Below are 25,538 nucleotides of genomic sequence, written 5' to 3' on the forward strand. Positions count from 1 at the left end.
CTTCTCAAAAAAGAGTAGACATCACCGGTATTAAAAGCAAATGACTCCTCATACAAATTTAAGCCTGCGCTGGCGCATGCTCGTCGAGACTCGGGTCTCCTGCAAGTACTATACAGCTTTTATTCAAGAAATGTGATAATTGTTATTCACATATAATATATGATTCGCTATAATCATTTGGATGTATGAAAGAGAAAGTAGGTACGTGATGATTGAAATTTTTTGGCTATGCTATTTAGGCTTTTTAGCAATCGCTGCAATCGGAATATTTTTAAAAGATGGTTATAAAACTTCTTTTGGTAAAATCGATTTTGTTTTTTCCTTTATTACTTGGATCGGTCTATTTTGTTATGTTACAAATCAGCAATTCCTTCCACTAGTTGTATGGAAATTTGTCTTTATTTTTGGCTTACTATTTGATGTTGTCTTTGGTTATAAAAAGTTTAATGAAGAATTACGTTATGAAAGTGCTCCTCTCTATGTTAAACTAGCCATTTTCGGCATCATGTCGTTCATCCTTATTGGCCCGTTATATGTTGGATTATTTAATTATGCTTTTAAATAATCACGACATAAGACAAAAAGTGTTAGATTGACTACAGTCAATCTAACACTTTTTAGCTATGTCGTTGATGTTCGCTATTCAGCCGAAGCTAAGTGCCAGGCACCCAAACAAATTACAAACAATTCTATTAAAGCGGAGACTTCTCCATCAAACCTTTAGAAGCTGCGACCAGTGCTTCGACTTTCGCAACATTACCTTCATGTAAAGCTGTCACGATGGCACTACCAACAATTACGCCATCGCCCAAAGCGCCCATACTTACAACTTGTTCAGGTGTTGAAATACCGAAGCCGGCTAGCACAGGGATATGACACATTTCTCGCAAACGCTCAAAATGCCCCTCTAAATCATCTGCAAAGCTTGCGCGCGCCCCTGTAATGCCGTTAACTGTTACAGCATAAACAAAGCCTTGACTAGCTGCTGCAATACGAGCAATTCGCGCAGGTGGACTTGTTAACGATACAAGCTGCACGATATCTACGCCATAGGGATTTAACGTTTGACGTAAAATGGCACTTTCCTCTAACGGTACGTCAGGGACAATTAAGCCTTTTACCCCCCCTGCCACACAAGCGCGTGCAAACTCTTCCAAGCCATAAGCTAATACAGGATTAAAATATGTCATGACGACTAAGGGTACTGTGATTTCTTGACGGAATGAGGCTAGTGCTGCTAAAACATTTCGTAATGTCACACCTTGCGCTAAAGCACGTGCTCCTGCTTGTTCAATGGTAGGCCCATCTGCGACAGGATCCGTAAATGGAATACCGACTTCAATCGCTGTTACCCCCATTTTTTGTAACGATATAATCGTCGGTTGTAATGTTGAAAGTCCACCATCCCCTGCCATAATATAAGGGACAAATGCTTTATTACCAGCATCTTTTGCTTGTTCAATTGCTTGTTGTAACGTTATCATGATTCCTCACCTCCAAGTACTGCGCGGACAGTATGCACATCCTTATCACCGCGACCTGATAAACAAACCACTATAATATCATCTGCATCCATTTCTTTTGCCAGCTTGGCCGTATAGGCGATGGCATGCGCACTTTCCAATGCAGGTAAAATCCCCTCTGTACGGCTTAGTAATTGTAAGCCTTTAAGCGCCTCTTCATCTGTAATCGAATCAAATTTGGCGCGACCGATATCATGCAAATAACAATGCTCTGGCCCCTTTCCAGGATAATCAAGACCAGCTGAAATGGAATGAGCCTCCTGCACAAACCCATTGTCATCTTGTAATAAATACATATACGCACCATGTAGAACACCTAACTGCCCACCTGCAATCGCTGCTGCATGCTTCCCAGTCTCAAGTCCACTGCCAGCCGCTTCTACACCATATAGCGCGACCGCTTCATCATCTACAAATGGATGGAACATGCCAATCGCATTACTACCGCCACCTATACATGCGACCACCGCATTTGGTAAACGCCCTTCTTTTGCCAGTATTTGCGCTCTTGTTTCCACACCGATTATACGTTGGAAGTCCCGCACAATTTTCGGGAATGGATGGGGGCCTAGAGCTGAGCCTAAAATATAATGGGTATCCTCGACATTCGTTACCCAGTAACGTAGGGCCGCATTGACTGCATCTTTCAACGTTTTTGACCCTGTTTCCACCGACTCTACCTTTGTGCCAAGTAGCTCCATTCGGAAAACATTTAACTGTTGACGTTTAATATCCTCGGCACCCATAAACACAACGCATTCTAAATTTAACAATGCACAAGCAGTGGCCGTTGCTACGCCATGTTGACCTGCACCCGTTTCCGCCACTATTTTCTTTTTCCCCATCCGTTTAGCAAGAAGCGCTTGCCCGATTGCATTATTAATTTTATGGGCGCCAGTATGATTTAAATCTTCACGCTTTAAATAAATTTTCGCTCCTGCAAGCGCTTTTGTTAAATTTTGTGCATAATACAGCGGTGTCTCACGCCCTACATATTCCTGTAAGTAATAGGCTAGCTCCTCTGTGAATGTTGGATCTACCATTGCCTCGTCAAATGCTGCTTCTAGTTCGATTAAAGCGGTCATTAATGTTTCAGGCACATACTGCCCACCAAATTTCCCGTAGCGTCCTTCCTTTGTCGGTACACTATTTGCTATTGAAATGGCCATTATACTCTCCCCCTCTTTACTGCTTGTAAAAATGCTGCTATTTTTTCCGTATCTTTGCTACCCTCTGTTTCAACGCCACTTGATACATCTACCATGCAAGGCGACACGAGCGCCAATGCTTCATGAATGTTTTCTATCTTTAAGCCACCTGCTAAAATTAACTTTTCACGTGGAATACCCGCTGTCTCGAGCAATGTCCAATCAAAAGTATGACCACTGCCCCCTTTGTAGTCCGTGCCAGGCGCATCGAATAAATAATAATCGACTGCATAGTTGGCAGCTGCTTGCACATCTTTAGCACCATGAACGGATAGTGCTTTAATGGAAGGATAGCCTTGCTGCACGATAAAATCAGGCGTTTCGTCGCCATGATACTGCACATAATCTAATGGTACACTTGACACGGCCGCACGTAACTCCTCAGGTGTTGGGTTCACAAAAACCCCAATTTTCAGTACACCTTCAGGTATATGCTTTGCCAATTGTTGCGCCTGTTCAATCGACACTTGCCGTTTACTTGCAGCAAAGACAAAACCAATTGCATCCGCGCCCGCTTGCACGGCAGCTTGCACATGTTGGACTTCTTTCAAACCACAAATTTTCACCTTCGTCATACGGATGCCCCCGCTTTAGGTACTTGTAATTGTTGCAGTGCGACACCTGCATCGCCACTACGCATTAATGACTCCCCTACTAGAACAGCACTTGCCCCCATCGTCGCAACCTTTTGAGCATCTTCTTTATTCCAAATACCACTCTCACTAATGAGCACTCGTTGCTCCCCAAATGGGAAGGCTTCTGCAATTTCCTTTGTCCGTGCTAAATCTACCTCAAATGTGCGTAAATCTCGATTGTTTACACCAATTAACTGCGCCCCTACAGCGAGTGCTCGTTCAAGCTCTTGGGTATCGTGAACTTCTACTAATACTTCAAGTCCTAAACTTGTGGCGAAGTGATATAAATCTTGTAACGTTGCATCGTCAAGTGCTGCTACAATTAATAATATGATCGATGCACCAGCAGCCTTTGCATAACGAATTTGTACACGGTCAATCATAAAATCTTTACAAAGAAGTGGTGTTTGAACCGCATTTGCAACGGCTGCTAAATCCTCAAATGAGCCTTGAAAAAATGTTTTATCTGTTAAAACTGAAATAGCAGCTGCACCAGCCTGTGCATATATTTTTGCCTGCTTTACTGGATTAGCGCCCGCCGCAATAAGACCTTTTGAAGGAGAAGCACGCTTCATTTCCGCAATCACTTGCAACGTATCAGCCGTTTTTAACGTTGTGAACAAAGAGGCGCGCTTTCTTTCACTACCATTAGTTAATGGATCTGGCTGTGCAAGCAAGTCGGCTACTTCTATTTTTTTCTGTTCAATAATTTTCGTTAATATATTCATTGCCCAATCTCCACCTCTTTAATTTTCTCACTATAAGCAACGACTGCCTGCAATTTCTGCAATGCACGCCCACTGAAAATACTATCCTTGGCCATTTCCACACCTTCTTTGACGGTTTGTGCTAGGCCGTGGCTAAACAAACCAATTCCCGCATTAAACAATACCGTATCGAGATAGGCACTTTGTTCACCTGCTAGTAATTTGCGCATAATGATGGCATTGTCGTGCGCATCACCGCCGCGAATCGCTTCTAACGGAGCATAGTGCAGTCCGACATCCTCTGCAGTGAAAGAAAATGGAATTAAGTCCCCTTTATCCACTAAGACAAATGTATTTTGACCAGCAAGTGACGCTTCATCCAATCCTTTTGGACCAGAAACGACAATGGCCCGCTGCCTTCCAAGCATTTGCAAAACCGAAGCATATTCCATTACAAAATTCGGACGATTGATGCCGGTAAATTGCGTTGCTAATGGTACTGGATTAGTTAGCGGACCGACAAGATTAAAAATCGTTGGCTTCCCTATAGCACGCCTTACCTCCCCTATTCGCTTCAATTTCGGATGCACGTTCGGCGCATATAAAAAGGCAATACCTTCTTTTTCTAAAAGCGCAGTCGTTTGTTCAATCGAAATATTTGTATGAATGCCTAACGCCTCTAATACATCCGCACTACCTGATGCCGATGAAATTTTACGATTTCCATGTTTGGCCATCTTGACTCCTGCCCCTGCCAAGACAAAGGATGAGGCCGTACTAATATTAAATGTATTTAAGCCATCTCCCCCTGTACCACAGTTATCCATATAGTCACCTGCTTGTGCTGGTACTTGCAGTGCAAACGAACGCATCACCGTTGCTAATGCTGCTACTTCATGTGCCGTTTCGCCCTTTGCGGATAAGCTTCTTAAAAAATGGGCAATGTCATCTTGTGGCGTCTCCTGTTGGAACATCCATTGTGCCGCTTCAAACATTTCCTCATACATTAAATGCTGTCGCTGCTGAACCTTTCGTTGTATAGTTTCCATCATTTCACTCCACCTTTATTTTCTAAATGTTGTAAAAACAGCTGTTGTTCTGTATTTACTTGTTTCAGTACATGATGGACCGTTGAATATTTGGTCACCATAACAGTCGATTGCATATGCATGGTTTCGTTTGCAACAACAATCGATTTGCCTGTTAATGCAAAATCTAAATGGCCATTAAAGCCGATAAAGCCAATTGCACCACCTAATAAGCGCGCTGTCTGTGCTGTTGATTTTAGTTGGTTGTCGCTTAATTGAGTAGGTAGATTAATAGATGTAAATGGCGGTAACGTTGCAGCTAATACATCTACTGCATGTAGCATCGGTAATAGTTGCCCCTCTACTCGGGATGTCAGATGCAATGCTTGCTTTGAGCGCTCCAATTTCATCGCGTCAATGACCTGTATAGAATCACGGAAACAAACAGTTGCAAGCTCTTGTTGTACAGCGGTGACAAGAACTGTATGCGATTTCCTTACCTCAGCATTGTCGTACAGTTTACGTTCATGTTCTAAATCTTCAGCGGTAGTAGCACCTCGTGGAAAAGAGCCTTCTGTTGGCGTTGCAATAACGCGTTGACCTTGTACGCGAATTAAACTTTCCGGTGATGTTCCTAGCACAATATGGTCATCAAATGTTACATAATACATATACGGTGCAGCATTTTTCTTCCGTAATTGACGATAGAGTGCAAATGCATCGCCGTCGATCGTTGCTAAAAATGGTTTAGATAGGACTACACGAGAACGTTCATCGTTTAATGTGTTCATAACATTTGTAATAAATTGTTCCTGTTGTGAATCCGATACCGTCTTTAACGCTTGATAGGACCATGTTGTCTCTTCCCCTTCATCGCCTGTTAGCAACTGCTGTGCCAACTCCTCTAAATTTGGCTCTTTCGTTTCCGCATCAATGTTCGTATAGATTAATGTCACTTCATCCGTTAAATGGTCGAAAACGATAATCGTTTCATACACATGGAAATGAACATCTGGAAGCTCAAACAATTCTTCGTTACTTGCTCCATTGTTTATCGCATGATGGCCAATATAACCGACGGCACCACCTGAAAATGGAAATTCAGTCGTATTGGAAATACGTGGCATCAGGCGCTTCAACAATACGAAAAGGTCGCCTTTATGTGTATACGTTTTCCCTGTTTTATAGGCGTATTCTTTGATTTCATCCCCCGCGCCTTTATAGGTTTTCCGTGGATTGGCACCGATAAAAGAAAAACGTCCTGCTCCTTCATGTTGCGCTGAACTTTCCAGCAAAAATTTATGCGTACCTTGCAAGCGTCTAAAAATTAATATAGGTGTTAACGAATCCCCATTTATCGTTTTCATTTTTGTTCTAGAACTTGTTGTTTGCATATCGACTAAACTCCTTTATGAATAAATATTTTGCATATTACGAGTTTGGAGAAATTTAATACAAAACAAAAAAAGCCCTCTGCAAATAGGAATTTCCCAATTGCAGAGGACGATCATGACCGCGTTGCCACCTCATATTAGAGCGATAAAGCTCTCACTTTTGTGCTTTATTTTTACCTATGGTAAATACAATCTATCGCTGTGTTTTCATGCGAAAGATTTTATAGGCATATGCCAAATAAACAATTGTAAGTCAACCGTTTAAATGCAAGCACCCCCGATAACGTGGGGAATCCGTTTGCTATTCTACATAGCAACTCTCATAAGTCCATTCACATAAGCTACAAATCAGTTTACACCGGCCACTGACTCTCTAAATTGCACACTTATGCTACTACTCTTATTCATCAATTTCTCAGCTATTCTCGTCTATGCTCTGCTCATCTGTTCTAAGGCTGATCTCGCTCCCGAGACCTTCTACCATATCCGAACGAAAAGTTAGCCTTATTCTATGCCAACCTACAATAATTGTCAACCAATTCTGATGAAAAGATGAAGGCTTATTTCTTTTCTATTCTTTAATAACTTAAACTATTACGGCTTTATGATTTTCAATCCGATTTGTTCGCTTTTTTTACGGGTCGTGGCTTCATCCTCCGGCGCTATCCTATGATTGTTGGCTCCGTCCCGCAAAGTCGAGCAACCCTTTACTCAATCATTCTTCTACGGTGAAATAGTATCAATAAAATAAAAGGGGCTGTAAATTAATTTTAATAACTTGGCGTTTTGTCTATAGCCGAATAATGCTAATTTGCCTAGTATTTATGATTATTTTTTTCAAGTTTCACTTTATCATTTTTATATATTAGCACCATTAATATCGTGGCGGCCAACACTAAGATTACTAGTAGAATCATTCTTTTAATTAACTCTAGCTCATTATTAATTAGAAGAAAACCTGTCGCTAACCCAACAACGATAGCTAAAAACGTCATTAAAAAGCTTGGCTTCATTAAGCATCCCACTTTCTCTATTTGTTTTTATGATGAAGCTAAAACTTTTGAGAATAGATATAATACGTATACCCGAAAAAGCATTATATAAGTGATATACACTTTAAAGGAAGACCCTTTTTTTAATTCTAATTTAGCAAAACTTATTTTTTAAATCAATTCCCTTCTAGCTGCAAGTCATTTACAAACAGACAAAAAGAGCCATCTCAACCTTAGTTGAGAATGGCTCTTTACACTAATTATTAAACAGTAGGTTCGTCTGTTCCCCATTGTTTTTTCTCTTTTTTACGTAATTGGCCATCTGATTTTTTCATCTCACGTACTTTTAGTGAGTACCAGATTTGAGCTGCAATACAGATAGATGAATACATACCTGTAATTAAACCAATTAATAACGCAATAGAGAATGTTTCAATAGATGGTGCACCGAAAATAAGAAGCGACACGACTACGATAATTACTGTTAACACCGTATTCACCGAACGGCCCATCGTTTGACGTAACGATTTATTAACAATATTCGCTAAAACTTCACGGTCTTTAATTGTATCGTATTGCTCTAAGTTTTCTCGCATACGGTCAAATGTAACAATCGTATCGTTAATAGAGTAACCAACAATTGTCAAGACAGCCGCAATAAACGTAATATCCACTTCTAAGCGCATAAAGCTAAAGACAGCGATGATGAGGAATACGTCATGCAGAAGCGACACAATCGCACCAACACCCATGCGCCATTCAAAGCGAACTGCTACATAAATGATGATACCAAGCGCAGCAAGTGCTAATGCTTTGATGGCATTTTTCACAAGCTCTTTACCAATCGTCGGTGAAACAGTACTTACACCAGGCTCATGACCATATTTTTCGCCCGCTACTTTTTTGAATTTTAAAATGTCACTTTGTGATAAATCATCTTTATAACGGATGACCGCCATTTTACTTTTCTCACCTGAAAGTACGATATCATCAGATGGGAAACCGATGCTAGACACATATTTTGACACTTCTTCTTTCGTTAACGTTTGATCTGCTTCAATTTGCACACGTGTACCACTTGAGAAGTCAATCCCAAGGTTTAAGCGGAAAATACCCAGTACGATAATCCCAACTACAAAAATAGCCATAGAGAACGTATAGAATTTTTTGCGGTTGTGTACAAAGTCAAAACGGTCAAATTTCGTTGATAAATCTAATGTACCGATATTTTCATCCAAGCTATGTTGTTTAGATTTTGGAATACCAAACCATGCTGGATTATTGAAGTAACCACTGTTCACTAGCAATCCTAGTAGCACACGAGAACCCCAAACAGCTGTTAGGAAGCTCAGTAAAATACTAATGATTAATGTTGTGGCAAATCCTTTAACAGAACTTGTCCCGAAATAGAATAATACTGCTGCTGCTAATAATGTTGTTAACTGTGCATCAACAATCGCTGATAAAGATTGTTTGGAACCAAGCTGGAATGCTTGTTTAACAGAATAACCAACACGTAGCTCTTCTCGAATACGTTCTGCCGCAAGGATATTGGCATCGACTGCCATCCCTATACCGAGCACGATCGCGGCAATACCTGGCAATGTCAAGACAGCATTAATCCAGTCGAACACAACAAGAACTAGGAATGTGAATACAGCAAGGGTAATGATTGAAATAAAGCCAGGTAAACGGTAGTAGAATAGCATAAATAGGAAGATCACTATTACGCCGACAATACCTGCAAATACAGTACTTTTCAATGCTTGGTCACCGAATTGTGCGCCTACTGATGTAGAATAAATCTCATCAAGCTTCACTGGTAGTGCCCCTGCATTTAAAATACCGGCTAAATTTTTTGTTTCGTCAACTGTAAAATTACCGCTAATCATAACATCTGTTGTATTTAATGTTTGAGTAACTGTTGCAGCAGATGCATAGCGAGGTTTCGCTTTTTGTGATTCAGCTTTATACGAATCGACACCTTCTTCAAAGTCTAACCATACAACAAGTAAATTTTGGCCTTGTGGTTTGGCAGCAATTTTACTTGTAACATCCGCAAATTTTTTCGCATCTTTTAACGTTAGCGACACAATCGGACGGTTTTGTTGGTCAAAGGAATCCTTCGCACCATTAGCCTTTAAATCATCACCATCTAACAGTAAATTATCATCGACATCACGGAATGTTAAATTCGCAGAAGTAGATAGCATTTTACGAGCAGATTCTTGATTTTCAACCCCCGCTAATTGCACACGGATACGGTTTTTGTCTTCAACCTGAATGCTCGGTTCACTTACGCCAAGCGCATTGACACGATTGCCAAGAGCTGTTGCCGTTGCCGTGACAATTTCCGGTGTAATTTTTTGTCCTTCTTTTAATTTATTGACCTCATAAAGCACTTCAAACCCGCCTTGTAAATCAAGACCAAGCTTAATGTCCTTTAAGACGCCTTGTGCAGTCGTACCCATGGTTGAAAAGAATAACACCATTAGCAGCACGAACGCCACAATTCGACTTCTTAATTTCATCTATAAATCCTCCTCGAATTGGTGCAAAGGGCATCCCCTTACACTGCAAACAAGTATACTAGCAATCCCTTTTGAAACGTGTATTCCTCCTTTTCCTCTAGAATCATGTAGCCTGTGCTTCAAAAGGTTTGCTTACTTATTTTTAATCGTTCAATAACGCGCAATTCCCGTACTAATAGAAGCTATTCTTCTATTTCATTATGAATAGTAAGCGGAACATTTATGTAGGGAAATAAAAAACCCATACCACTTTTTACTGCCTATTTTTTTCAACACGGCTTGTACAAAGTAAAAAAGCGCAACACACTTATTATGAAACACGTTGCGCTTGGTGTCAATTCAACACTGTAGTATTCTTATTAATCTTTTACAGAACCGACAAATTCTGCTTGTGTTTTTAATGGCCCAAGCAATGATTTTAATTCTTCCGTGTTTATTTCTGCAAACCAATCATCACTTTGTAAAAACTCTACTTGGTTGAATGATACGATATCAGATGGTGATACTGCAAAAATAGTTGCAATAATCTCATATAAGCGCAATTGTTCAACATTTTTTTTTCGCCATTTCTTTTCTACACAAAAACGCCATAATTCTTCTGCGGTGATGGCATCATATTTATAATACCGAAATTCTGCAATCTTACTATCAATTGCCGGACGAATTTTTTCAAATAGTTGTGCATGTTGCATACTCATTTTGAATCATCTCCAATCAAAGTTGTATCGTAAGAAGTAATTGCATACAAATAGTGTAAATGAATTTTTGCGGCTTGAGAAGGGACGGATGGCATGAGTTCTTTTGTTCGAGGTACACTATTTTTAATGTTTGTTATTTTTTTATCTAAACTCTTTGGCTTCTTTTATAGAATGCAATTTATGCGTATTGCGGGTGAAGAAGCAGTCGGCATTTATATGACCGCCTATCCTGCATTTATTTTCTTCATCTCACTCATTCAACTTGGACTACCTATCGCTGTTGCTAAAATTGTAGCAGAATTACTAGCAAAAAATAAGCGTGAAAGCATCTTTGGCGTCATGCGTACGGCTATCATTTGGTCGTTTATTGGTATGATTGTTTTTATGCCACTCGTTGCACTAACAATACCTTATATTTCTACAACGCTGTTACATAATGAACAAACAACCATTACACTTTGGATTGCACTCTTTGCTGTGCCTGTTTCAGTCGGTTCAGGATTACTTCGCGCTTATTTACAAGGCGTTGCTAAAATCACACCAACTGCTTGGGCACAAATGCTTGAACAAGTTGTTCGTATCGGATTTATTACTTTTATGTTACCGCTAGTTGCTGCTTATAATAATGCCGCTATTACTGCAGCCTCTGCCATGGGTATTACGCTATTAGCTGAAGTTGTTGCTTTCTTGTATTTATGGCTCCATTACACAGTTTCCAAGAAAAAATTATTGCCTAAAAAAAGCAAAGTGGAGTCCTACCCTGCTTCACCGATGCTACGGGTTGCCGTACCTTCAGCAGGAAGCAAGCTATTTGGCTCGTTTACATGGTTTTTAGAGCCGATTATCTTTTTAAAGGCATTAACGATGGCAGGCTTGACTGCATCGGCTGCCACGATTTTATATGGCGTTATTTCAGGTGTTTTAGTGCCCCTACTACTATTTCCTGCTTTTGTCTCTACCGCATTGTCCATTGTGCTGATCCCTGCTGTTAGTGATGCTGTTGCACGCCAACATAACGCACTTTTACAAGAACGAATTTCCGTGTCATTACGTCTATCATCATTAGTAGGTTGCTTCGCTGCCACGTACTTTTTCGTGCATGGCGACGACTTAGCGATGAAATTATTTCACTTAGAAGAAAATAGAGGCTATGTGAAAATTTTAGCACCGATATTTTATTTTTATTATATTCAAAGTCCACTTCATTCGATTTTACAAGCCGTTGGTGAAGCACGTGCTGCCATGATGAATTCCATTTACGGTGGTCTTGGAAAGTTGTTCGTTATGTTTGTACTGGCCTCCCAACCCGGCATACAGGAAAAAGGTGCAGTAGTAGCGATTGGTTTTGGCGTTTTACTAACATCGTTCTTGCATATCGCGACAGTAAGACAACGCAAAAATTTGCGCGCCGGCTTCCGCATGTTTGTTGTGCCTTATAGTTGTTTTATTGCGGTTTGTATTGCTCAATATTTCTTTATGCAAATAATGCCACTACCATTGCTTTTAAGTAGCTGTGTTACATTATTTTTACTATTCACGCTATTATTAATGACCAATCAATTACGTTTTACAGACTTCCACTATCTTCGTAAATTAGCTAAGAAGGTTTAATGTTCCTTCAATTGGATATGAAGTCGACTATCCTCCCATATACAAAAGAAAACCGTATTACTATCATGGATATTATTTTTAGCTAATTCAGCCATTAACCAATCCTTATCTTTATGAATGAGCAATAAATGTCTATCTTGTATATCACCATCAATAATAAGCGGATAGGAAAATGCTTTTTCATCTTTTTTATACACGGAAAGATTACCGGAAGGCTCTAAATAAGCATAAGCAATTTCCGTGACTGAAGCGATACCGTTTTCACGTAGTTGCTGACATAAATCATCTAAATTATAACGATGCTTGCGCATTTCACTTTCTTGAATTATACCATCTTTAACGAGCAGGGCTGGATCCCCGTCGACCAAATCACGTATTTTTTTATTTTTCAATGATAAATAGGCACTCAATATTTGTATAAAGAGCAAAATAATTATTGGTAAAATGGCATTAAATAATGGATTTTCATAATCATCCAGTGCAAAAGCAGCCACTTCTGCAATCAAGACGAAGACGACTAAATCGATAACAGAAAGTTCACCGACTTCACGTTTACCCATTAAACGAAACACAATCAGTATAAACACATATAAAAAGCATGTTCTAAAGATTATTGTTAAATATTCTTCCATACAGACACCCCCACTATATCAAGGTGACCGTATCGGCTGCTTTTTATACAAAAAAGCTGTGTCAAAAATGGGCACATTTCGACATAGCTTTAGAAAATTGCAAAGGCGTTGTCCAAAATGATTTGGGACAACGCCTTATAAGATTATGCTTGGTCCTTTACGACACGTCCAATTGCTTGACGGTCAAATTTAACGCGCACATTATCAGCGATAACTAACGTGACCGCAGTGTCCTCGATTGAGTCAATTACACCATGCAAGCCACCGATTGTAATAACTTTATCTCCGCGCTGTAAGCTACTTTGCATATTTTGTGTTTCTTGCTGTCTCTTTTTAGCAGGACGGATTAAAATGAACCACATTGCCACGAACATCAAGATGATCGGTGCAAATCCTAATATCGATTCCATATTCAATTACTAGCCCCCTTTCCAAATCTCACTTTTTTAGTATAGACTATTTCACCCTAAAAAAGCGATGGACAAGCCCAAAAATTTTCTATATTATCAATAGTTTTTCTATAACAGGTAAATTTTCGCTAAATCCCATTCCATTTTTAGAAGTTTTTTGCATTCGGTCCATTAAAACCGTATTTTTCAAAAAATGCTTCACGGAAATCACCAAGACGGTCTTCACGAATCGCTTCACGCACTTGCTCCATAAGCTTCAGTAAAAAATGTAAGTTATGGTAAGACGTTAAACGAATACCAAATGTCTCTTCTGTGCGAATTAAATGACGTACATAAGCACGAGAATAGTTTTTACATGTATAGCAATCACAGTTTGGATCGATAGGACCGAAATCACGTGCATATTTTGCATTTTTCACAACTAGACGGCCTTCTGACGTCATTAATGTACCATTACGTGCAATTCGTGTAGGTAATACACAGTCAAACATATCAATGCCTCGAATCGCCCCATCAATAAGAGAATCAGGTGAACCAACCCCCATTAAATAGCGAGGCTTATTAGCTGGCATTAACGGTGTTGTAAATTCTAACACTCGATTCATTACATCTTTCGGTTCGCCAACTGATAAACCACCGATTGCATAACCTGGGAAATCTAGCTCTACTAAAGCTTCTGCTGAACGACGACGTAATTCTTCGTACTCTCCACCTTGAATGATACCAAATAAACCTTGATCTTCAGGACGCGCGTGCGCTTCTTTGCAGCGTTTTGCCCAGCGAGTCGTTCTGTCAACTGATTGCAACATATAGTCATATGTTGCTGGGTAAGGTGGGCATTCATCAAACGCCATCATAATATCTGACCCTAAATCATTTTGAATTTCCATCGCCTTTTCTGGACTTAAAAACAGCTTGTCTCCGTTTAAATGATTGCGGAAGTGGACGCCTTCTTCTTCAATTTTACGGAATTGACTGAGTGAGAATACTTGGAAGCCACCAGAATCCGTTAAAATCGGACGATCCCAGTTCATAAATTTATGCAAGCCGCCTGCTTCTTTCACAATATCATTACCTGGACGTAGCCATAAATGATACGTATTCGACAGAATAATGCCCGCATTCATTTCTTTTAATTCCTCTGGGGACATTGTTTTTACAGTTGCTTGCGTACCTACAGGCATAAATGCTGGCGTTTCAAAAGAGCCATGTGGTGTATGCACGATACCAAGTCGTGCTCCTGTTTGCTTACATGTATGAAGTAATTCATAGCGAATTGCTGGTTGTGTCATAAAATAATAAATCCTCTCTTATCTAAAGTAAAAACAGTACTTCGATTTTTCTTGATCATTCTTTTGAATAAATCAATGTCAACTTACGTTTATTTTTGCTGTGGACGCGGACGGATAAACATCGCGTCACCAAAGCTAAAGAAGCGATATTGTTCTTCTACTGCTTGATTGTAGGCGCTTAAAATCGTTTCCTTCGTCGCAAGTGTACTAACGAGCATCACTAATGTGGACTTTGGTAAATGGAAGTTAGTAATTAAACCGTCCACAATGCTAAATTGATAGCCCGGATAAATGAAAATCGATGTCCAGCCTTGCTCTGCGCGCACTTCTCCATATTTAGAACCAATTGTTTCGAGCGTACGAGTAGAGGTTGTCCCGACAGCGATAACATGTCCACCATTTGCTTTCACACGGTTAATGGTAGCTGCCGCTTCTTCTGTCACACTGTAAAATTCAGCATGCATTTCGTGGTTTTCGATAGAGTCTACGCTCACTGGACGGAATGTGCCAAGACCAACATGCAACGTAATAAAAACAATTTCGACGCCTTTGGCACGTACTTGTTCTAATAATTCTTGCGTAAAATGAAGACCTGCTGTTGGTGCTGCAGCTGAGCCACGCTCTTTCGCATAAACCGTTTGATAACGCTCACTGTCATCTAATTTTTCGCGAATATATGGTGGCAATGGCATTTCGCCAAGTTGCTCTAAAATTTCATAAAAAATACCTTCGTATTTAAACTCAAACATACGGCCGCCGTGGTCTAACTCTGCTGTGCAAGTAGCGGTTAATAAACCATCTCCAAATGTCACAACAGTACCTACTTTGACGCGTTTCGCTGGCTTCACAAGTGTTTCCCATTCATCAGTGCCTGCTGTTTGCTTTAATAGCAACACTTCAATATGAGCACCCGTTTCTTCTTTGACACCCATTAAACGTGCCGGTAATACTCTTGTATCATTTAATACAAGACAGTCACCAGCTTGTAGTTCGTCTAATATATGAGCAAAATGATGATGCTCGACTTTTTCAGAGCCCGGTGTCACGACCATTAAACGACTTGCCGTACGATCGACAAGTGGCGTTTGTGCGATCAGCTCCTCTGGTAATTCAAAATCAAAATCTTCTACACGCATGAAAAAAACTTCCTTCTTTTATGTTTGTTGTGGATAATCATATCCATAATGTTCGTAAGCAAGATGCGTTGCAACACGCCCACGCGGTGTACGTTGAATAAAGCCAATTTGCATTAAATACGGCTCGTACACATCTTCTATCGTCACTCGTTCTTCACCGATGGAGGCAGCAAGCGTATCTAAACCTACTGGGCCACCACGGAAGCGCTCAATCATATTGGTCACAAGCTTATGGTCAATATGGTCAAGCCCTCTAGGATCAACTTGTAAAAGCTCTAGCGCTTGCTTGGCAAGGTCCTCCGTTATCATACCATCTCCAAGCACTTGTGCATAATCTCGCACTCGTTTTAGTAAGCGATTCGCGATTCGCGGTGTACCACGAGAGCGTCTTGCCATTTCACTTGCCGCTACTTGCTCAATATCCACTTCAAACAACTGAGCACTTCTGACAACTATTTCTGCAAGAGATGGATTATCATAATACTCTAAGCGCAGTAGTACACCGAACCGGTCTCGCAATGGAGCAGATAATGCGCCCGCTCTAGTCGTTGCACCAACGAGGGTAAACGGAGGCAAATCTAGACGGACAGAACGAGCTTCAGGGCCTTTTCCAACAACGATGTCTAAACAAAAATCCTCCATTGCTGGATAAAGCACCTCTTCGATTGCACGTGGAAGACGATGGATCTCATCAATAAATAATACATCTCCCGGCTCCAGCGAGCTTAAAATCGCAGCTAAATCTCCTGGACGTTCAATGGCAGGACCACTCGTCATACGAACATTAACATTCATTTCATTTGCGATTACCACGGCTAATGTCGTCTTTCCCAATCCAGGAGGACCATATAATAGTACATGATCTAAACTTTCCTGACGAAGCTTCGCCGCTTCGATGAAAATTTGTAAATTCTCTTTCACCTTATGTTGCCCAATATACTGTGTTAATTTTTGCGGTCGTAAAGATAATTCAAATTGTTCATCATATTTGCCCGCTTCACTTGCTATCATGCGTTCTGACATGTACCTGCCCCCCCCTCTCTTATTTTAACTTTAATAGCAGCTGCAATGCTTGCTTCATAAAGGCATCGGTTGTTTTTAACTTGTCATTATCTTCGAGTTGCGGTCGAATTTTAGCGAGTTCTTTTTCTGAATAGCCAAGAGCCATTAATGCGAGCATAGCTTCTTCTAGTTCATGCTTATATGGATTGACGCCAAATAACGGTAACTCATCTTCTGTACTAGGTAATTCAATTGTCTCAAGTAAAGAGCCTAGTTTTCCTTTTAAATCTAAAATCATTTGACGTGCTGTCTTTTTGCCGACTCCTGGGAATTTCACTAAAAACGCTTCGTCTTCACGCTCGATAGCACTAATAACTTGCTGTGGATTGCCAGTCGCTAAAATCGCTAGCGCTCCTTTAGGTCCAATGCCCGACACTAAAATTAATTTACGGAAAAGTTCTCGTTGATCTAAATTTGGAAACCCATACAGTACTTGTGCATCTTCGCGTACATGCAATTGAACATAAATTTGTTGTTCTGCTGCTGACGTTCGAAATGCAAAAGGATTCGGTGTATTCAGTTGCCAACCAATTCCTTGTTGCTCAAGTACGATATACTCAGGCGTAATTCGCACTATTTGTCCTTTTAAATAATCATACATGGTCAATCCCTCACATTCATCGTCTTCGATTATAGCATATAGCGAACGAATGCTCGACTATATTCAATAGCGAAAATGCCGTTCACATACAAAAATGACCGCCTCGGAGACGGTCATTTCTTCATCACTCTATCAATATCGTACCACAGTTTTGGCCAGTATGTTAAGGCTCGCTTCGTAAACGGTATTAAATAATCTAAAAATACAAGCTGTTGTTCCAACGGCAAGTCTATAGCAAATAGCCATTCTCGCAACAGCTCATTTGGAAATTTTAAGCGATGGTATTTTCTCTTATCTAATCGTTGAAGCTCTGGCAATTCTTTTAAAAGACTATTAAGATCATAATCTACTGCCGGCAACACGCGATGCAACCATAATATATATTCATCATCTGCTTCTCCAAGGTGTGCTAAATCAAAATCGATTAAGCGTAATTCGCCATCTGAACACCATAAGAAATTATGATGAACAACATCGCCATGTAGCAGTGTTATATCTTTTTCAGGCACATCCTCTAGTTCCATTAACTGCAAAGCCTTTTCACTAAAGTGAATAATTTGCTCCACTTCTTCTTTTGTTAAAAATGCACGTAATTCACTTCGTCTGCTTTTAAAGCGCATATGTCGCATCTGCCATTTTAAAAGCTGTGAAAAGGTATGCAGACCAGGTACTCGTTGCCAGGCAATTTTTTGATTTGTATCATGTAAGGTATTTAATAGCTTAAGCGATTGTTCACGATCTTTTTTATGGGCAAAATTCGCACTGTGGCTTCCCTCTTGCCACATTTGAACGATTAGTTGCTCATCATCACTTTTTACTAAAGGCAGGACGAGTGAGGGCTCTAGTCGTCCAAGTTGGCGATGGATTGCCCTCACCTTATTAGCTATTTCTAACTGCTTAGCTCGCTTTACAAAATAATGATTTGATTGATATTTATACTTCCAAATATTCGGTTTTACTTCCTCAACAATATACGCTTTTTTACCATCGATAAGGCGTCATCCCGCCTGGGAAATAATGCGGTGACATCCATGGTCCTCCTGAAGGACATGGCGGCGGGTAATGACAAGGGTCGAATTGCCAATTAGGCATCATGACAGGTTGTGAACCACATCCACAAGGTTGCCCCATTCCATGCTGTGCGCCACATCCACAAGTTTGGCCCATACCATGTTGTGCGCCACATCCACAAGGTTGACCCATACCATGTTGTGCACCACATCCACAAGATTGACCCATCGGCATCATCGGCATCATTGGCATCTGGTCATATTGAGGCTGCATTTGTGGCTCATTAAAGAATGGTGATGAGCTCGATTCTAAGAAATTCGCACCTTCAACTTGTTGTGGCATCGGTTGTTGTGGCATTGCACATGGCATCGGTTGTTGCGGCATTGCATAAGCCTCAACTTGTGGTTGCATCGGTTGCATTGGCATATGCCACCACATTTGGTGATGCATTGGCTGATGACAGCTAGAGCAATGTGGCACCATTGGCATTTGCGGTACATAATGAACCGGTGGTGGTGCTGGTGCTGGCGGCGGTGGCGGCGGTGGCGGCGGTGCTGGTTGTGCTACTGGTGGTGCTGGTGGCGGTGCTGGTTGTTGCACCTGTGGCATAACTAATTGTTGATTCCAGCTCAGTTCTACTGGCTGTGGCACCCACATCGGTTGTTGTGGTTGCGGCATTGGCATTGGCATCGGGATTGGTATCGGGATCATCTGTGGCTCAGGCATCGGCATTGGTGCTGGTGGTTGAATAACAATAGGCGGTGGTGCAGGCATCGGCTTTTGCACCTCTTTTTTGACACTTTCCTTGCTAGGTCTTGGTTGTGTAGGCATCTCTTTATGCATTTGTGATTCCTTATGTGTTTCTTTATGTGGCTCTCTATGTGTTTCCTTGTTTATTTTTTCAGGCAAAATAATTTCCATGCCGGGAACAATATAATCAGGGTTGGCAAGATGAGCATTGAGTCGCTTTAAATCCTCAAACGAAATACCGTACTCTTTCGCAATCTTCCACAATGTATCTCCCTTTTGAACAATATGAATACGCAATTTTTTCCTCCCTTCCTCTCTACGTATCATATGTTCAATGTTTCATTTGGATACAAAAAATTCGCGCATGGTGGAAATGCTTCATGGTACACTAATGCTTAAGGAATAACGTTTCCTTTATTACAAAGCAGAGGTGATCTTTTATGAAAAAAATGTTAGGCGAGGAACGCCGACTGCAGCTTTTAGAAATGCTAAAAAAAAGTAACACACCTATCACTGGGACAGACTTTGCTAAATTTGCCAATGTTTCTAGACAAGTCATTGTGAATGACATGACTTTATTAAAAGCTAGAAATGAACCCATTATTGCAACTAGCCAAGGTTATATTTATATGCACCAAGAGCAACTTGTTCATACTGTTGAACGGACAATCCCATGTTTCCACTCACCTGAAGACGCCAAAGACGAATTGTTAACGATCGTGGACTGCGGTGGTACGGTGAAAAATGTTATTGTAGAACATCCCATCTATGGTGAAATTACCGCTTCTTTCATGGTCTCCAATCGGCATGAAGTCGAACAATTTGTACAGCGTGTAAACGACACACAAGCTAACTACTTATCAGCACTTACAGGCGGCACTCATCTTCATGTTATTTCAGCACCTTCCGTTGAAATTTTAGATTTAATTGAACAGACCTTGCAAAAAAAGGGCTACCTCATGTCTGATCAATAATGTACAACGACGCACGAAATTGACACCAATTTCAGAATTGTTTCGGTGCCTGGCACTCAAAAAGCCGCAACTGTCGCTGTCGCGTCGCCAGTTGCGGCTTTTATTTTGTGCATTTCCGTAGTAGTTCATGGAGATTTCTACTTTACTATAAGAATGAGATACACCGTTTGAATTGACATTGAATTCAGAATTGTTTGGGTGCCTGGCACTCCAGAAATCGCTCTCGTTGAGCCGGTGTAGGTAATAGACATGCATGCTTTTGACCGAAAAGACGATAACGATTGTTTGCAAAAAGTTTATATGCGGCATTTCGTATAACATGCGGTATAACAATTAGTCCGTAGCACACTGGCCATAAGCCATCTAAATGGCGACTAATTTTAAGCGCTGCCGTAGATTCGACATAAACTTTCCCTTGTTCAATGTAAATCATGCTATCAATATTTGCGGGTACTTTGTATTGTGCTAGTAGCGCTTGCCCAACTTCACTTTGCAGCGATGCAAACTTGAAAAATGCAGCTTGATCGCGCTTTATAATAAATTGCACACTGCTATTACAAAAATTACAAATGCCATCAAATAATATAATGCCACCCACGCATACCACTCCTTGTAGCTGTTAGTCCTCGTCTGATGTTAAATATGTAAAGTATGTCCCCAGAGATTTTACTTTGCAGCCAAGTGCTGCTAGCTCCTCCATAGCACCACGCATCATCGGTTCTTTTTCGTCTGCTAATACATCAATCATGAAGAAATAATCACCAAGGCCCGTTTTTAATGGGCGCGATTCAATTTTACTTAAATTTAATTGACGCCATGCAAAGACAGAAAGAACTTGGTGTAAAGCCCCTGAACGATCTGTCGGCAATGTAATCATAAAAGTTGTTTTTGCTTGCCCTTCTGATAATTCCTGTGGTAGCCGTTTGTTTTGCTTGGATAGCACAAAGAATCGAGTATGATTAAAATGAAAATCATGAATATTATCTTGCACGATATCTAGTCCGTATTTTGCGGCGGCAGCGGCATTCCCTACGGCTGCAATACATTCATTTGGATTTTCGGATACAAATTTTGCCGCCGCTGCTGTTGATGTTGTTTGATGTAATGGCACATCACTGAAACGATAAAATAAATATTTATGACATTGTGCTAACGCATGCGGATGTGAGTAGACCCCTTTAATCGATTGCCAGTTGTCCTTCTGCGCTTTATTGACCATTAAATGTTGTTGAATTTTTAATTGTAGCTCACCAGTCACATAAAGTGTTGCCTCATGGAATAAATAATCGAGCGTCAATGGGACTGAGCCCTCCAGTGCATTTTCTAAAGGGACTACTGCTAAATCAACCTTGCCCTCCGCTACTGCCTCAATACATTCAGGTATCGTTGCACATGGCACAAGCCAATCAGTTGGGAAGATTGATTTTGTTGCTAAGTATGTAAATGATGCTTCTGGTCCTAAAAATGCTATACGTTTTTCCCACTGTTGCTCTGTCATTCAAAATGACCTCCTTTACTACAAATCCTAGTATATGAAACATTTTTAATGTTTGGAAAACTCCTTATAAAAAGAAAAGGCTTTACTAAGCCCCAGTTAAAATATGTTTGTGATTGTTCTACATTCACTTTAAAACACAATGAATTAAATCAATATTTTAAATAATTTCGCAATACTTCTGCACAATAGCGACTTAAGCGAGACCTCACAGAGGCTTTCTATCAGCTTCAGCGAGGCTTGCTCATCGCATGCGGAAAGGGAGCGAAATTTCGTATTAACAGCTACTAGCATTCACTACAAAGACAAAGGGGCATTGCTATTCGCCCCTTTACAATGCACCCGAACTAATGACCTCCGCTGACTCTACAAAATCTAATCGTTTGAGTTGTTGTATTAAGTCATCAAGTTCAGAAGTCATACTCGTCACATCTAATGACAGCGTCACATTCGCACGTCCTTGAATTGGAATGGTTTGATGGATTGTCAGTACATTACAATGTGAATTTGTGACAGTTTCCAATAGCTTAGCTAATGTTCCTTTTCGATCTTGAAGCTGTAAAAAGACGGTTAAAATACGCTCTTGTACAATTGAGTGAAAAGGAAATACTGCATCACGATATTTATAAAACGCACTACGCGATAAATCTACTTGCTTTACCGCATCCCAGATGGAGGAAACAGTACCACTTGAAAGTAAGTGCTTTGCCTCCAACGTTTTTTGCATAGCATCTGTTAATACATCTTCACGAACTAAATAATATCGCTGATTCGCAACATTTTTCATACGCTTCCCCCTAAAAACTCCTGTTCTAATCTATAAATTCAAACTCAAATTCTTGCAGACGCACTGTATCACCATTTTGTGCACCACGCTCACGCAATGCCTCATCCACACCCATACCACGTAATTGGCGTGCAAAACGACGAATACCATCTTCACGACTAAAGTCTGTCATTTTAAATAGACGTTCAATCGAGTAGCCACTAATGATAAATGCACCATCATCATCACGTGTAATCTCGAAATCATCGCCTTGTGATTCATGCTTGTACATCACGGTAGCGTCAGATTGCTCTTCTACATCGTCAAATAATGGGAATTCAGGTGTTACTTCAAGTAAATCTGCGATTGCAAATAATAATTCTTTTAAGCCTTGGCGTGAAACCGCTGATATTGGGAAGATTTGAACGTCTTCTCCTACCTTTTTACGGAACTCCACTAAATTTTCTTCTGCTTCTGGCATATCCATTTTATTTGCTACAATAATTTGAGGACGTTCTGTTAAACGCAAATTATATTGCTTTAACTCCTCGTTAATTGTTAAATAATCTTCGTACGGGTCACGGCCTTCCATGCCTGACATATCGATTACATGGACAATGACACGTGTACGTTCGATATGACGTAAAAATTGATGTCCTAACCCTACACCTTCATGCGCACCTTCAATTAGCCCTGGTAAATCGGCCATTGCAAAGCTTCGGTGATCATCTGTTTCAATCATGCCTAAATTCGGTACGATTGTCGTGAAATGATAAGCACCAATTTTCGGTTTCGCTGCAGACACAACAGATAACAGCGTTGATTTACCGACACTTGGGAAACCAACCAAGCCAACATCTGCTAATACTTTTAATTCTAATATAACATTTAATTCTTGTCCTGGCTCCCCTTTTTCAGAAAGTTCAGGCGCTGGATTTGCCGGTGTTGCAAAGCGGGAATTTCCGCGTCCGCCACGACCTGCTTTGGCGATAATCGCTTGTTGACCATGCTCTACTAAGTCTGCGATGACTTCTCCTGTTTCTTCATTCATTACAACTGTACCAGGTGGCACTTTGACAATTAAATCTTCAGCACGTTTACCGTGCATCCCTTTACTCATACCGTGCTCACCACGATCTGCTTTGAAATGGCGTTTATAACGGAAATCCATTAACGTACGTAAGCCTTCTTCTACTTCAAAGACAACGTTCCCTCCGTGACCGCCATCGCCACCAGCGGGACCACCATTCGGTACATATTTTTCTCGGCGGAAGGCAACCATTCCATCACCGCCATCGCCACCTTTTACATATATCTTAACGTGATCGACAAACATTTATTTCACTCCCTATTTGCACTCAACACATATTGCCAGCACGTATTTGTCTGCACAATTGTTTGAATGTCGAATTGTTTCAAACCTTTTTCGGTGAATGCATCTGCACTCCACAGCCCATTTAGCGTAAACGTCAAAACAAATGTATGATCGTCTACACGTACATCAAGCGCTAAGCTCTGCTCCGTAAACGGATCTAATGTATCATAAACATGCATAACTGTTTTGTTTAAGTACTCTACAACATCCTTGTCAATATTATTCGTGACTGGTTTTTTGATCTCACCATTAAGCTCCAGCGGTAACGCCGGATAGCGCCATCCTGCTGTTTGTAGCCACTCCATTGTTTGTGGTAATTGTAGACGATTCATGATAGACAATACTCGCAGTTGTTCCGAATAATGTTGTATAAGTTCTTTTGATTCATCAATTCTACCTAAATCTAAATTCATGCGAATTAGTTGAAGTTGATTCACATAATCATGATTTGCAAAACGTAATACCTCACTAATGGTTAGTGATTGATTGTTCATCCCATTCACTCCAATAAAGTTATCTTAACTAGTATAACAAGTTTTGATGTATTTTTCCCTTAATTCTTCATTGAAATTTAGCCAAAAAAAGGACTGCAATAAATGCAGTCCTCCGCTTTATGTCTACTGTATTAAAATTAAGCTTCTTGTGTAGCTGGGTATACAGATACTTGTTTGCGATCGCGACCTAAGCGTTCGAATTTAACAACGCCATCCACTTTAGCAAATAGTGTATCATCACCACCACGACCTACGTTTGTACCTGGGTAAATTTTTGTACCGCGTTGACGGTAAAGAATAGAACCACCAGTTACGAATTGGCCATCAGCACGTTTAGCGCCAAGACGTTTAGACTCAGAGTCACGTCCGTTTTTAGTAGAACCTACCCCTTTTTTCGATGCGAAAAGTTGAAGGTCTAATGCTAATAACAATTTCATTCTGTTCCACCTCCTACTTGGTTGTAGTTGATTTGGATATATTGTCCGTAATTTTGCACCATAGAATACACTTGAGCAGTCATTACTTGGACAATCAATTGTAGTTTTGTATCAATTTCAGGTTCTAAATCTGTCGGTAAATCTACCTTAAGATAGCCTCCACCTTCAGCTGCTTGTTCAACTTCTGGTTGTAATTGTAGTAGCGCATAAATAGCATTAACCGTACCAATGGCAATAGTAGATGCTCCTGCACATACTAAATCTTTACCAGATTCGTCGTACTCAGCATGTCCTGAAAATTCAAATGCAGACACATGTCTATTTTCATCATGATGTATCGTAACTTTTATCAAATGTTACACCTCACAATTAAGCATTGATTGATTCAACAACTAATTTTGTATAAGGTTGACGGTGACCTTGTTTACGACGGTAGTTCTTTTTAGCTTTCAATTTGAAAACAACGATTTTCTTTTGACGGCCTTCTTTCACAGCTTTAGCTGTTACAGTAGCGCCTTCTACGAATGGAGCTCCAACTTTAACGTTTTCGCCACCTACGAATAGAACTTTATCGAAAGTTACAACTTCGTCAGCTTCTACGCCTAATTTCTCAACATAGATTTCTTGACCAGCTTCTACTTTGATTTGTTTACCACCAGTTTCAATAATTGCGTACATTTTACTGCACCTCCTCTTAGACTCAGACTCGCCTGTTTACAAAGGTGATCGAACGATACTTAAACCTTTCCAGAGCGGTTGTAGTAGCACGGGTGCTA

28 protein-coding genes and 2 other annotated features are annotated in these 25,538 nt (G+C 40.4%); of the genes, 3 read left to right on the forward strand and 25 right to left on the reverse strand.

Features of this window, described 5'->3' with window-relative positions; genetic code table 11:
- Window positions 1–208: 208 nt before the first annotated feature.
- Complete coding sequence (locus tag ACKVEV_RS09670; protein ID WP_409370171.1) at window positions 209–565, forward strand: hypothetical protein; 357 nt, start codon at window positions 209–211, stop codon at window positions 563–565.
- A 127-nt stretch (window positions 566–692) separates the two neighbouring features.
- On the opposite strand, the gene trpA is transcribed toward ACKVEV_RS09670, so the two are convergent.
- The 9 genes from trpA to ACKVEV_RS09715 form a co-directional block, all read right to left on the reverse strand.
- Entirely contained in the window at window positions 693–1,484 is a 792-nt protein-coding gene (gene trpA, locus ACKVEV_RS09675; RefSeq protein WP_409370172.1) for a tryptophan synthase subunit alpha, read from the reverse strand.
- Window positions 1,481–2,692, reverse strand: a complete 1,212-nt coding sequence (gene trpB / locus ACKVEV_RS09680; protein WP_409370173.1) for a tryptophan synthase subunit beta — start codon at window positions 2,690–2,692, stop codon at window positions 1,481–1,483. Before trpB ends, trpA begins: the two co-directional genes overlap by 4 nt.
- Entirely contained in the window at window positions 2,692–3,306 is a 615-nt protein-coding gene (locus tag ACKVEV_RS09685; protein ID WP_409370174.1) for a phosphoribosylanthranilate isomerase, read from the reverse strand. The genes trpB and ACKVEV_RS09685 overlap by 1 nt, the downstream gene beginning before the upstream one ends.
- Window positions 3,303–4,094: an indole-3-glycerol phosphate synthase TrpC gene (gene trpC / locus ACKVEV_RS09690; protein WP_409370175.1), complete on the reverse strand. Its 792-nt coding sequence runs from the start codon at window positions 4,092–4,094 to the stop codon at window positions 3,303–3,305. Before trpC ends, ACKVEV_RS09685 begins: the two co-directional genes overlap by 4 nt.
- Window positions 4,091–5,122, reverse strand: coding sequence for an anthranilate phosphoribosyltransferase (gene trpD, locus ACKVEV_RS09695; protein ID WP_409370530.1), 1,032 nt, complete (start codon window positions 5,120–5,122; stop codon window positions 4,091–4,093). Before trpD ends, trpC begins: the two co-directional genes overlap by 4 nt.
- Window positions 5,122–6,495 carry a chorismate-binding protein gene (locus ACKVEV_RS09700; RefSeq protein WP_409370176.1) on the reverse strand — a complete coding sequence of 458 codons (1,374 nt, stop codon included), beginning with the start codon at window positions 6,493–6,495 and terminating at the stop codon, window positions 5,122–5,124. Before ACKVEV_RS09700 ends, trpD begins: the two co-directional genes overlap by 1 nt.
- Window positions 6,496–6,597: 102 nt before the next feature.
- Window positions 6,598–6,912 (reverse strand) — a binding site (T-box leader).
- Between the two features lie 398 nt (window positions 6,913–7,310).
- Entirely contained in the window at window positions 7,311–7,508 is a 198-nt protein-coding gene (locus ACKVEV_RS09705) for a hypothetical protein (RefSeq protein WP_409370177.1), read from the reverse strand.
- 242 nt (window positions 7,509–7,750) lie between these two features.
- Window positions 7,751–10,018, reverse strand: a complete 2,268-nt coding sequence (gene secDF / locus ACKVEV_RS09710) for a protein translocase subunit SecDF (RefSeq protein ID WP_409370178.1) — start codon at window positions 10,016–10,018, stop codon at window positions 7,751–7,753.
- A 359-nt stretch (window positions 10,019–10,377) separates the two neighbouring features.
- On the reverse strand, window positions 10,378–10,716 hold the full coding sequence (locus ACKVEV_RS09715; protein WP_409370179.1) for a post-transcriptional regulator: 339 nt from the start codon (window positions 10,714–10,716) through the stop codon (window positions 10,378–10,380).
- Window positions 10,717–10,809: 93 nt separating this feature from the next.
- Here ACKVEV_RS09715 and ACKVEV_RS09720 point away from each other — a divergent pair, with 93 nt between their 5' ends.
- Entirely contained in the window at window positions 10,810–12,327 is a 1,518-nt protein-coding gene (locus ACKVEV_RS09720) for an oligosaccharide flippase family protein (RefSeq protein ID WP_409370180.1), read from the forward strand.
- Here the strand turns inward: ACKVEV_RS09720 and ACKVEV_RS09725 are convergent.
- The 8 genes from ACKVEV_RS09725 to ACKVEV_RS09760 form a co-directional block, all read right to left on the reverse strand.
- Window positions 12,324–12,959, reverse strand: coding sequence for a DUF421 domain-containing protein (locus ACKVEV_RS09725; RefSeq protein ID WP_409370181.1), 636 nt, complete (start codon window positions 12,957–12,959; stop codon window positions 12,324–12,326). The genes ACKVEV_RS09720 and ACKVEV_RS09725 overlap by 4 nt on opposite strands.
- Window positions 12,960–13,102: 143 nt before the next feature.
- Complete coding sequence (gene yajC / locus ACKVEV_RS09730; RefSeq protein WP_409370531.1) at window positions 13,103–13,369, reverse strand: preprotein translocase subunit YajC; 267 nt, start codon at window positions 13,367–13,369, stop codon at window positions 13,103–13,105.
- 146 nt (window positions 13,370–13,515) lie between these two features.
- Window positions 13,516–14,661 carry a tRNA guanosine(34) transglycosylase Tgt gene (tgt, locus tag ACKVEV_RS09735; RefSeq protein WP_409370182.1) on the reverse strand — a complete coding sequence of 382 codons (1,146 nt, stop codon included), beginning with the start codon at window positions 14,659–14,661 and terminating at the stop codon, window positions 13,516–13,518.
- A gap of 89 nt (window positions 14,662–14,750) precedes the next feature.
- Window positions 14,751–15,797 (reverse strand): tRNA preQ1(34) S-adenosylmethionine ribosyltransferase-isomerase QueA, encoded by a 1,047-nt coding sequence (gene queA, locus ACKVEV_RS09740; protein WP_409370183.1) that lies wholly within the window; start codon window positions 15,795–15,797, stop codon window positions 14,751–14,753.
- Window positions 15,798–15,815: 18 nt separating this feature from the next.
- Window positions 15,816–16,820, reverse strand: coding sequence for a Holliday junction branch migration DNA helicase RuvB (gene ruvB, locus ACKVEV_RS09745; protein WP_409370184.1), 1,005 nt, complete (start codon window positions 16,818–16,820; stop codon window positions 15,816–15,818).
- Window positions 16,821–16,839: 19 nt separating this feature from the next.
- Complete coding sequence (ruvA, locus tag ACKVEV_RS09750; RefSeq protein ID WP_409370185.1) at window positions 16,840–17,460, reverse strand: Holliday junction branch migration protein RuvA; 621 nt, start codon at window positions 17,458–17,460, stop codon at window positions 16,840–16,842.
- 113 nt (window positions 17,461–17,573) lie between these two features.
- Entirely contained in the window at window positions 17,574–18,335 is a 762-nt protein-coding gene (locus tag ACKVEV_RS09755; RefSeq protein WP_409370186.1) for a phosphotransferase, read from the reverse strand.
- Window positions 18,336–18,441: 106 nt separating this feature from the next.
- Window positions 18,442–19,518, reverse strand: coding sequence for a LysM peptidoglycan-binding domain-containing protein (locus ACKVEV_RS09760; RefSeq protein ID WP_409370187.1), 1,077 nt, complete (start codon window positions 19,516–19,518; stop codon window positions 18,442–18,444).
- Between the two features lie 143 nt (window positions 19,519–19,661).
- Here ACKVEV_RS09760 and ACKVEV_RS09765 point away from each other — a divergent pair, with 143 nt between their 5' ends.
- Window positions 19,662–20,195: a transcription repressor NadR gene (locus ACKVEV_RS09765; RefSeq protein WP_409370188.1), complete on the forward strand. Its 534-nt coding sequence runs from the start codon at window positions 19,662–19,664 to the stop codon at window positions 20,193–20,195.
- Window positions 20,196–20,379: 184 nt separating this feature from the next.
- On the opposite strand, the gene ACKVEV_RS09770 is transcribed toward ACKVEV_RS09765, so the two are convergent.
- The 8 genes from ACKVEV_RS09770 to rplU all read right to left on the reverse strand — a co-directional run bounded on the left by ACKVEV_RS09770 (window position 20,380) and on the right by rplU (window position 25,440).
- The gene (locus ACKVEV_RS09770; RefSeq protein WP_409370189.1) at window positions 20,380–20,793 is read right to left on the reverse strand and encodes a thiol-disulfide oxidoreductase DCC family protein; all 414 of its coding nucleotides are present in this window, start codon (window positions 20,791–20,793) and stop codon (window positions 20,380–20,382) included.
- A 21-nt stretch (window positions 20,794–20,814) separates the two neighbouring features.
- The gene (gene pheA, locus ACKVEV_RS09775; protein WP_409370190.1) at window positions 20,815–21,693 is read right to left on the reverse strand and encodes a prephenate dehydratase; all 879 of its coding nucleotides are present in this window, start codon (window positions 21,691–21,693) and stop codon (window positions 20,815–20,817) included.
- Between the two features lie 328 nt (window positions 21,694–22,021).
- Window positions 22,022–22,477 carry an ACT domain-containing protein gene (locus ACKVEV_RS09780; RefSeq protein WP_402921027.1) on the reverse strand — a complete coding sequence of 152 codons (456 nt, stop codon included), beginning with the start codon at window positions 22,475–22,477 and terminating at the stop codon, window positions 22,022–22,024.
- Between the two features lie 25 nt (window positions 22,478–22,502).
- Window positions 22,503–23,792, reverse strand: coding sequence for a GTPase ObgE (gene obgE / locus ACKVEV_RS09785; protein WP_409370191.1), 1,290 nt, complete (start codon window positions 23,790–23,792; stop codon window positions 22,503–22,505).
- 5 nt (window positions 23,793–23,797) lie between these two features.
- Window positions 23,798–24,325, reverse strand: a complete 528-nt coding sequence (locus tag ACKVEV_RS09790; protein ID WP_409370192.1) for a Spo0B domain-containing protein — start codon at window positions 24,323–24,325, stop codon at window positions 23,798–23,800.
- 137 nt (window positions 24,326–24,462) lie between these two features.
- Window positions 24,463–24,762, reverse strand: a complete 300-nt coding sequence (rpmA, locus tag ACKVEV_RS09795) for a 50S ribosomal protein L27 (RefSeq protein WP_024363181.1) — start codon at window positions 24,760–24,762, stop codon at window positions 24,463–24,465.
- Window positions 24,759–25,115, reverse strand: coding sequence for a ribosomal-processing cysteine protease Prp (locus ACKVEV_RS09800; protein WP_024363182.1), 357 nt, complete (start codon window positions 25,113–25,115; stop codon window positions 24,759–24,761). The genes rpmA and ACKVEV_RS09800 overlap by 4 nt, the downstream gene beginning before the upstream one ends.
- 16 nt (window positions 25,116–25,131) lie before the next feature.
- Entirely contained in the window at window positions 25,132–25,440 is a 309-nt protein-coding gene (gene rplU, locus ACKVEV_RS09805; protein WP_010860053.1) for a 50S ribosomal protein L21, read from the reverse strand.
- 14 nt (window positions 25,441–25,454) lie between these two features.
- Window positions 25,455–25,530: a sequence feature (ribosomal protein L21 leader region), on the reverse strand.
- Window positions 25,531–25,538: the final 8 nt, after the last annotated feature.

The organism is Lysinibacillus sp. 38-6 (genome assembly GCF_046245175.1).
GTDB lineage: Bacteria > Bacillota > Bacilli > Bacillales_A > Planococcaceae > Lysinibacillus.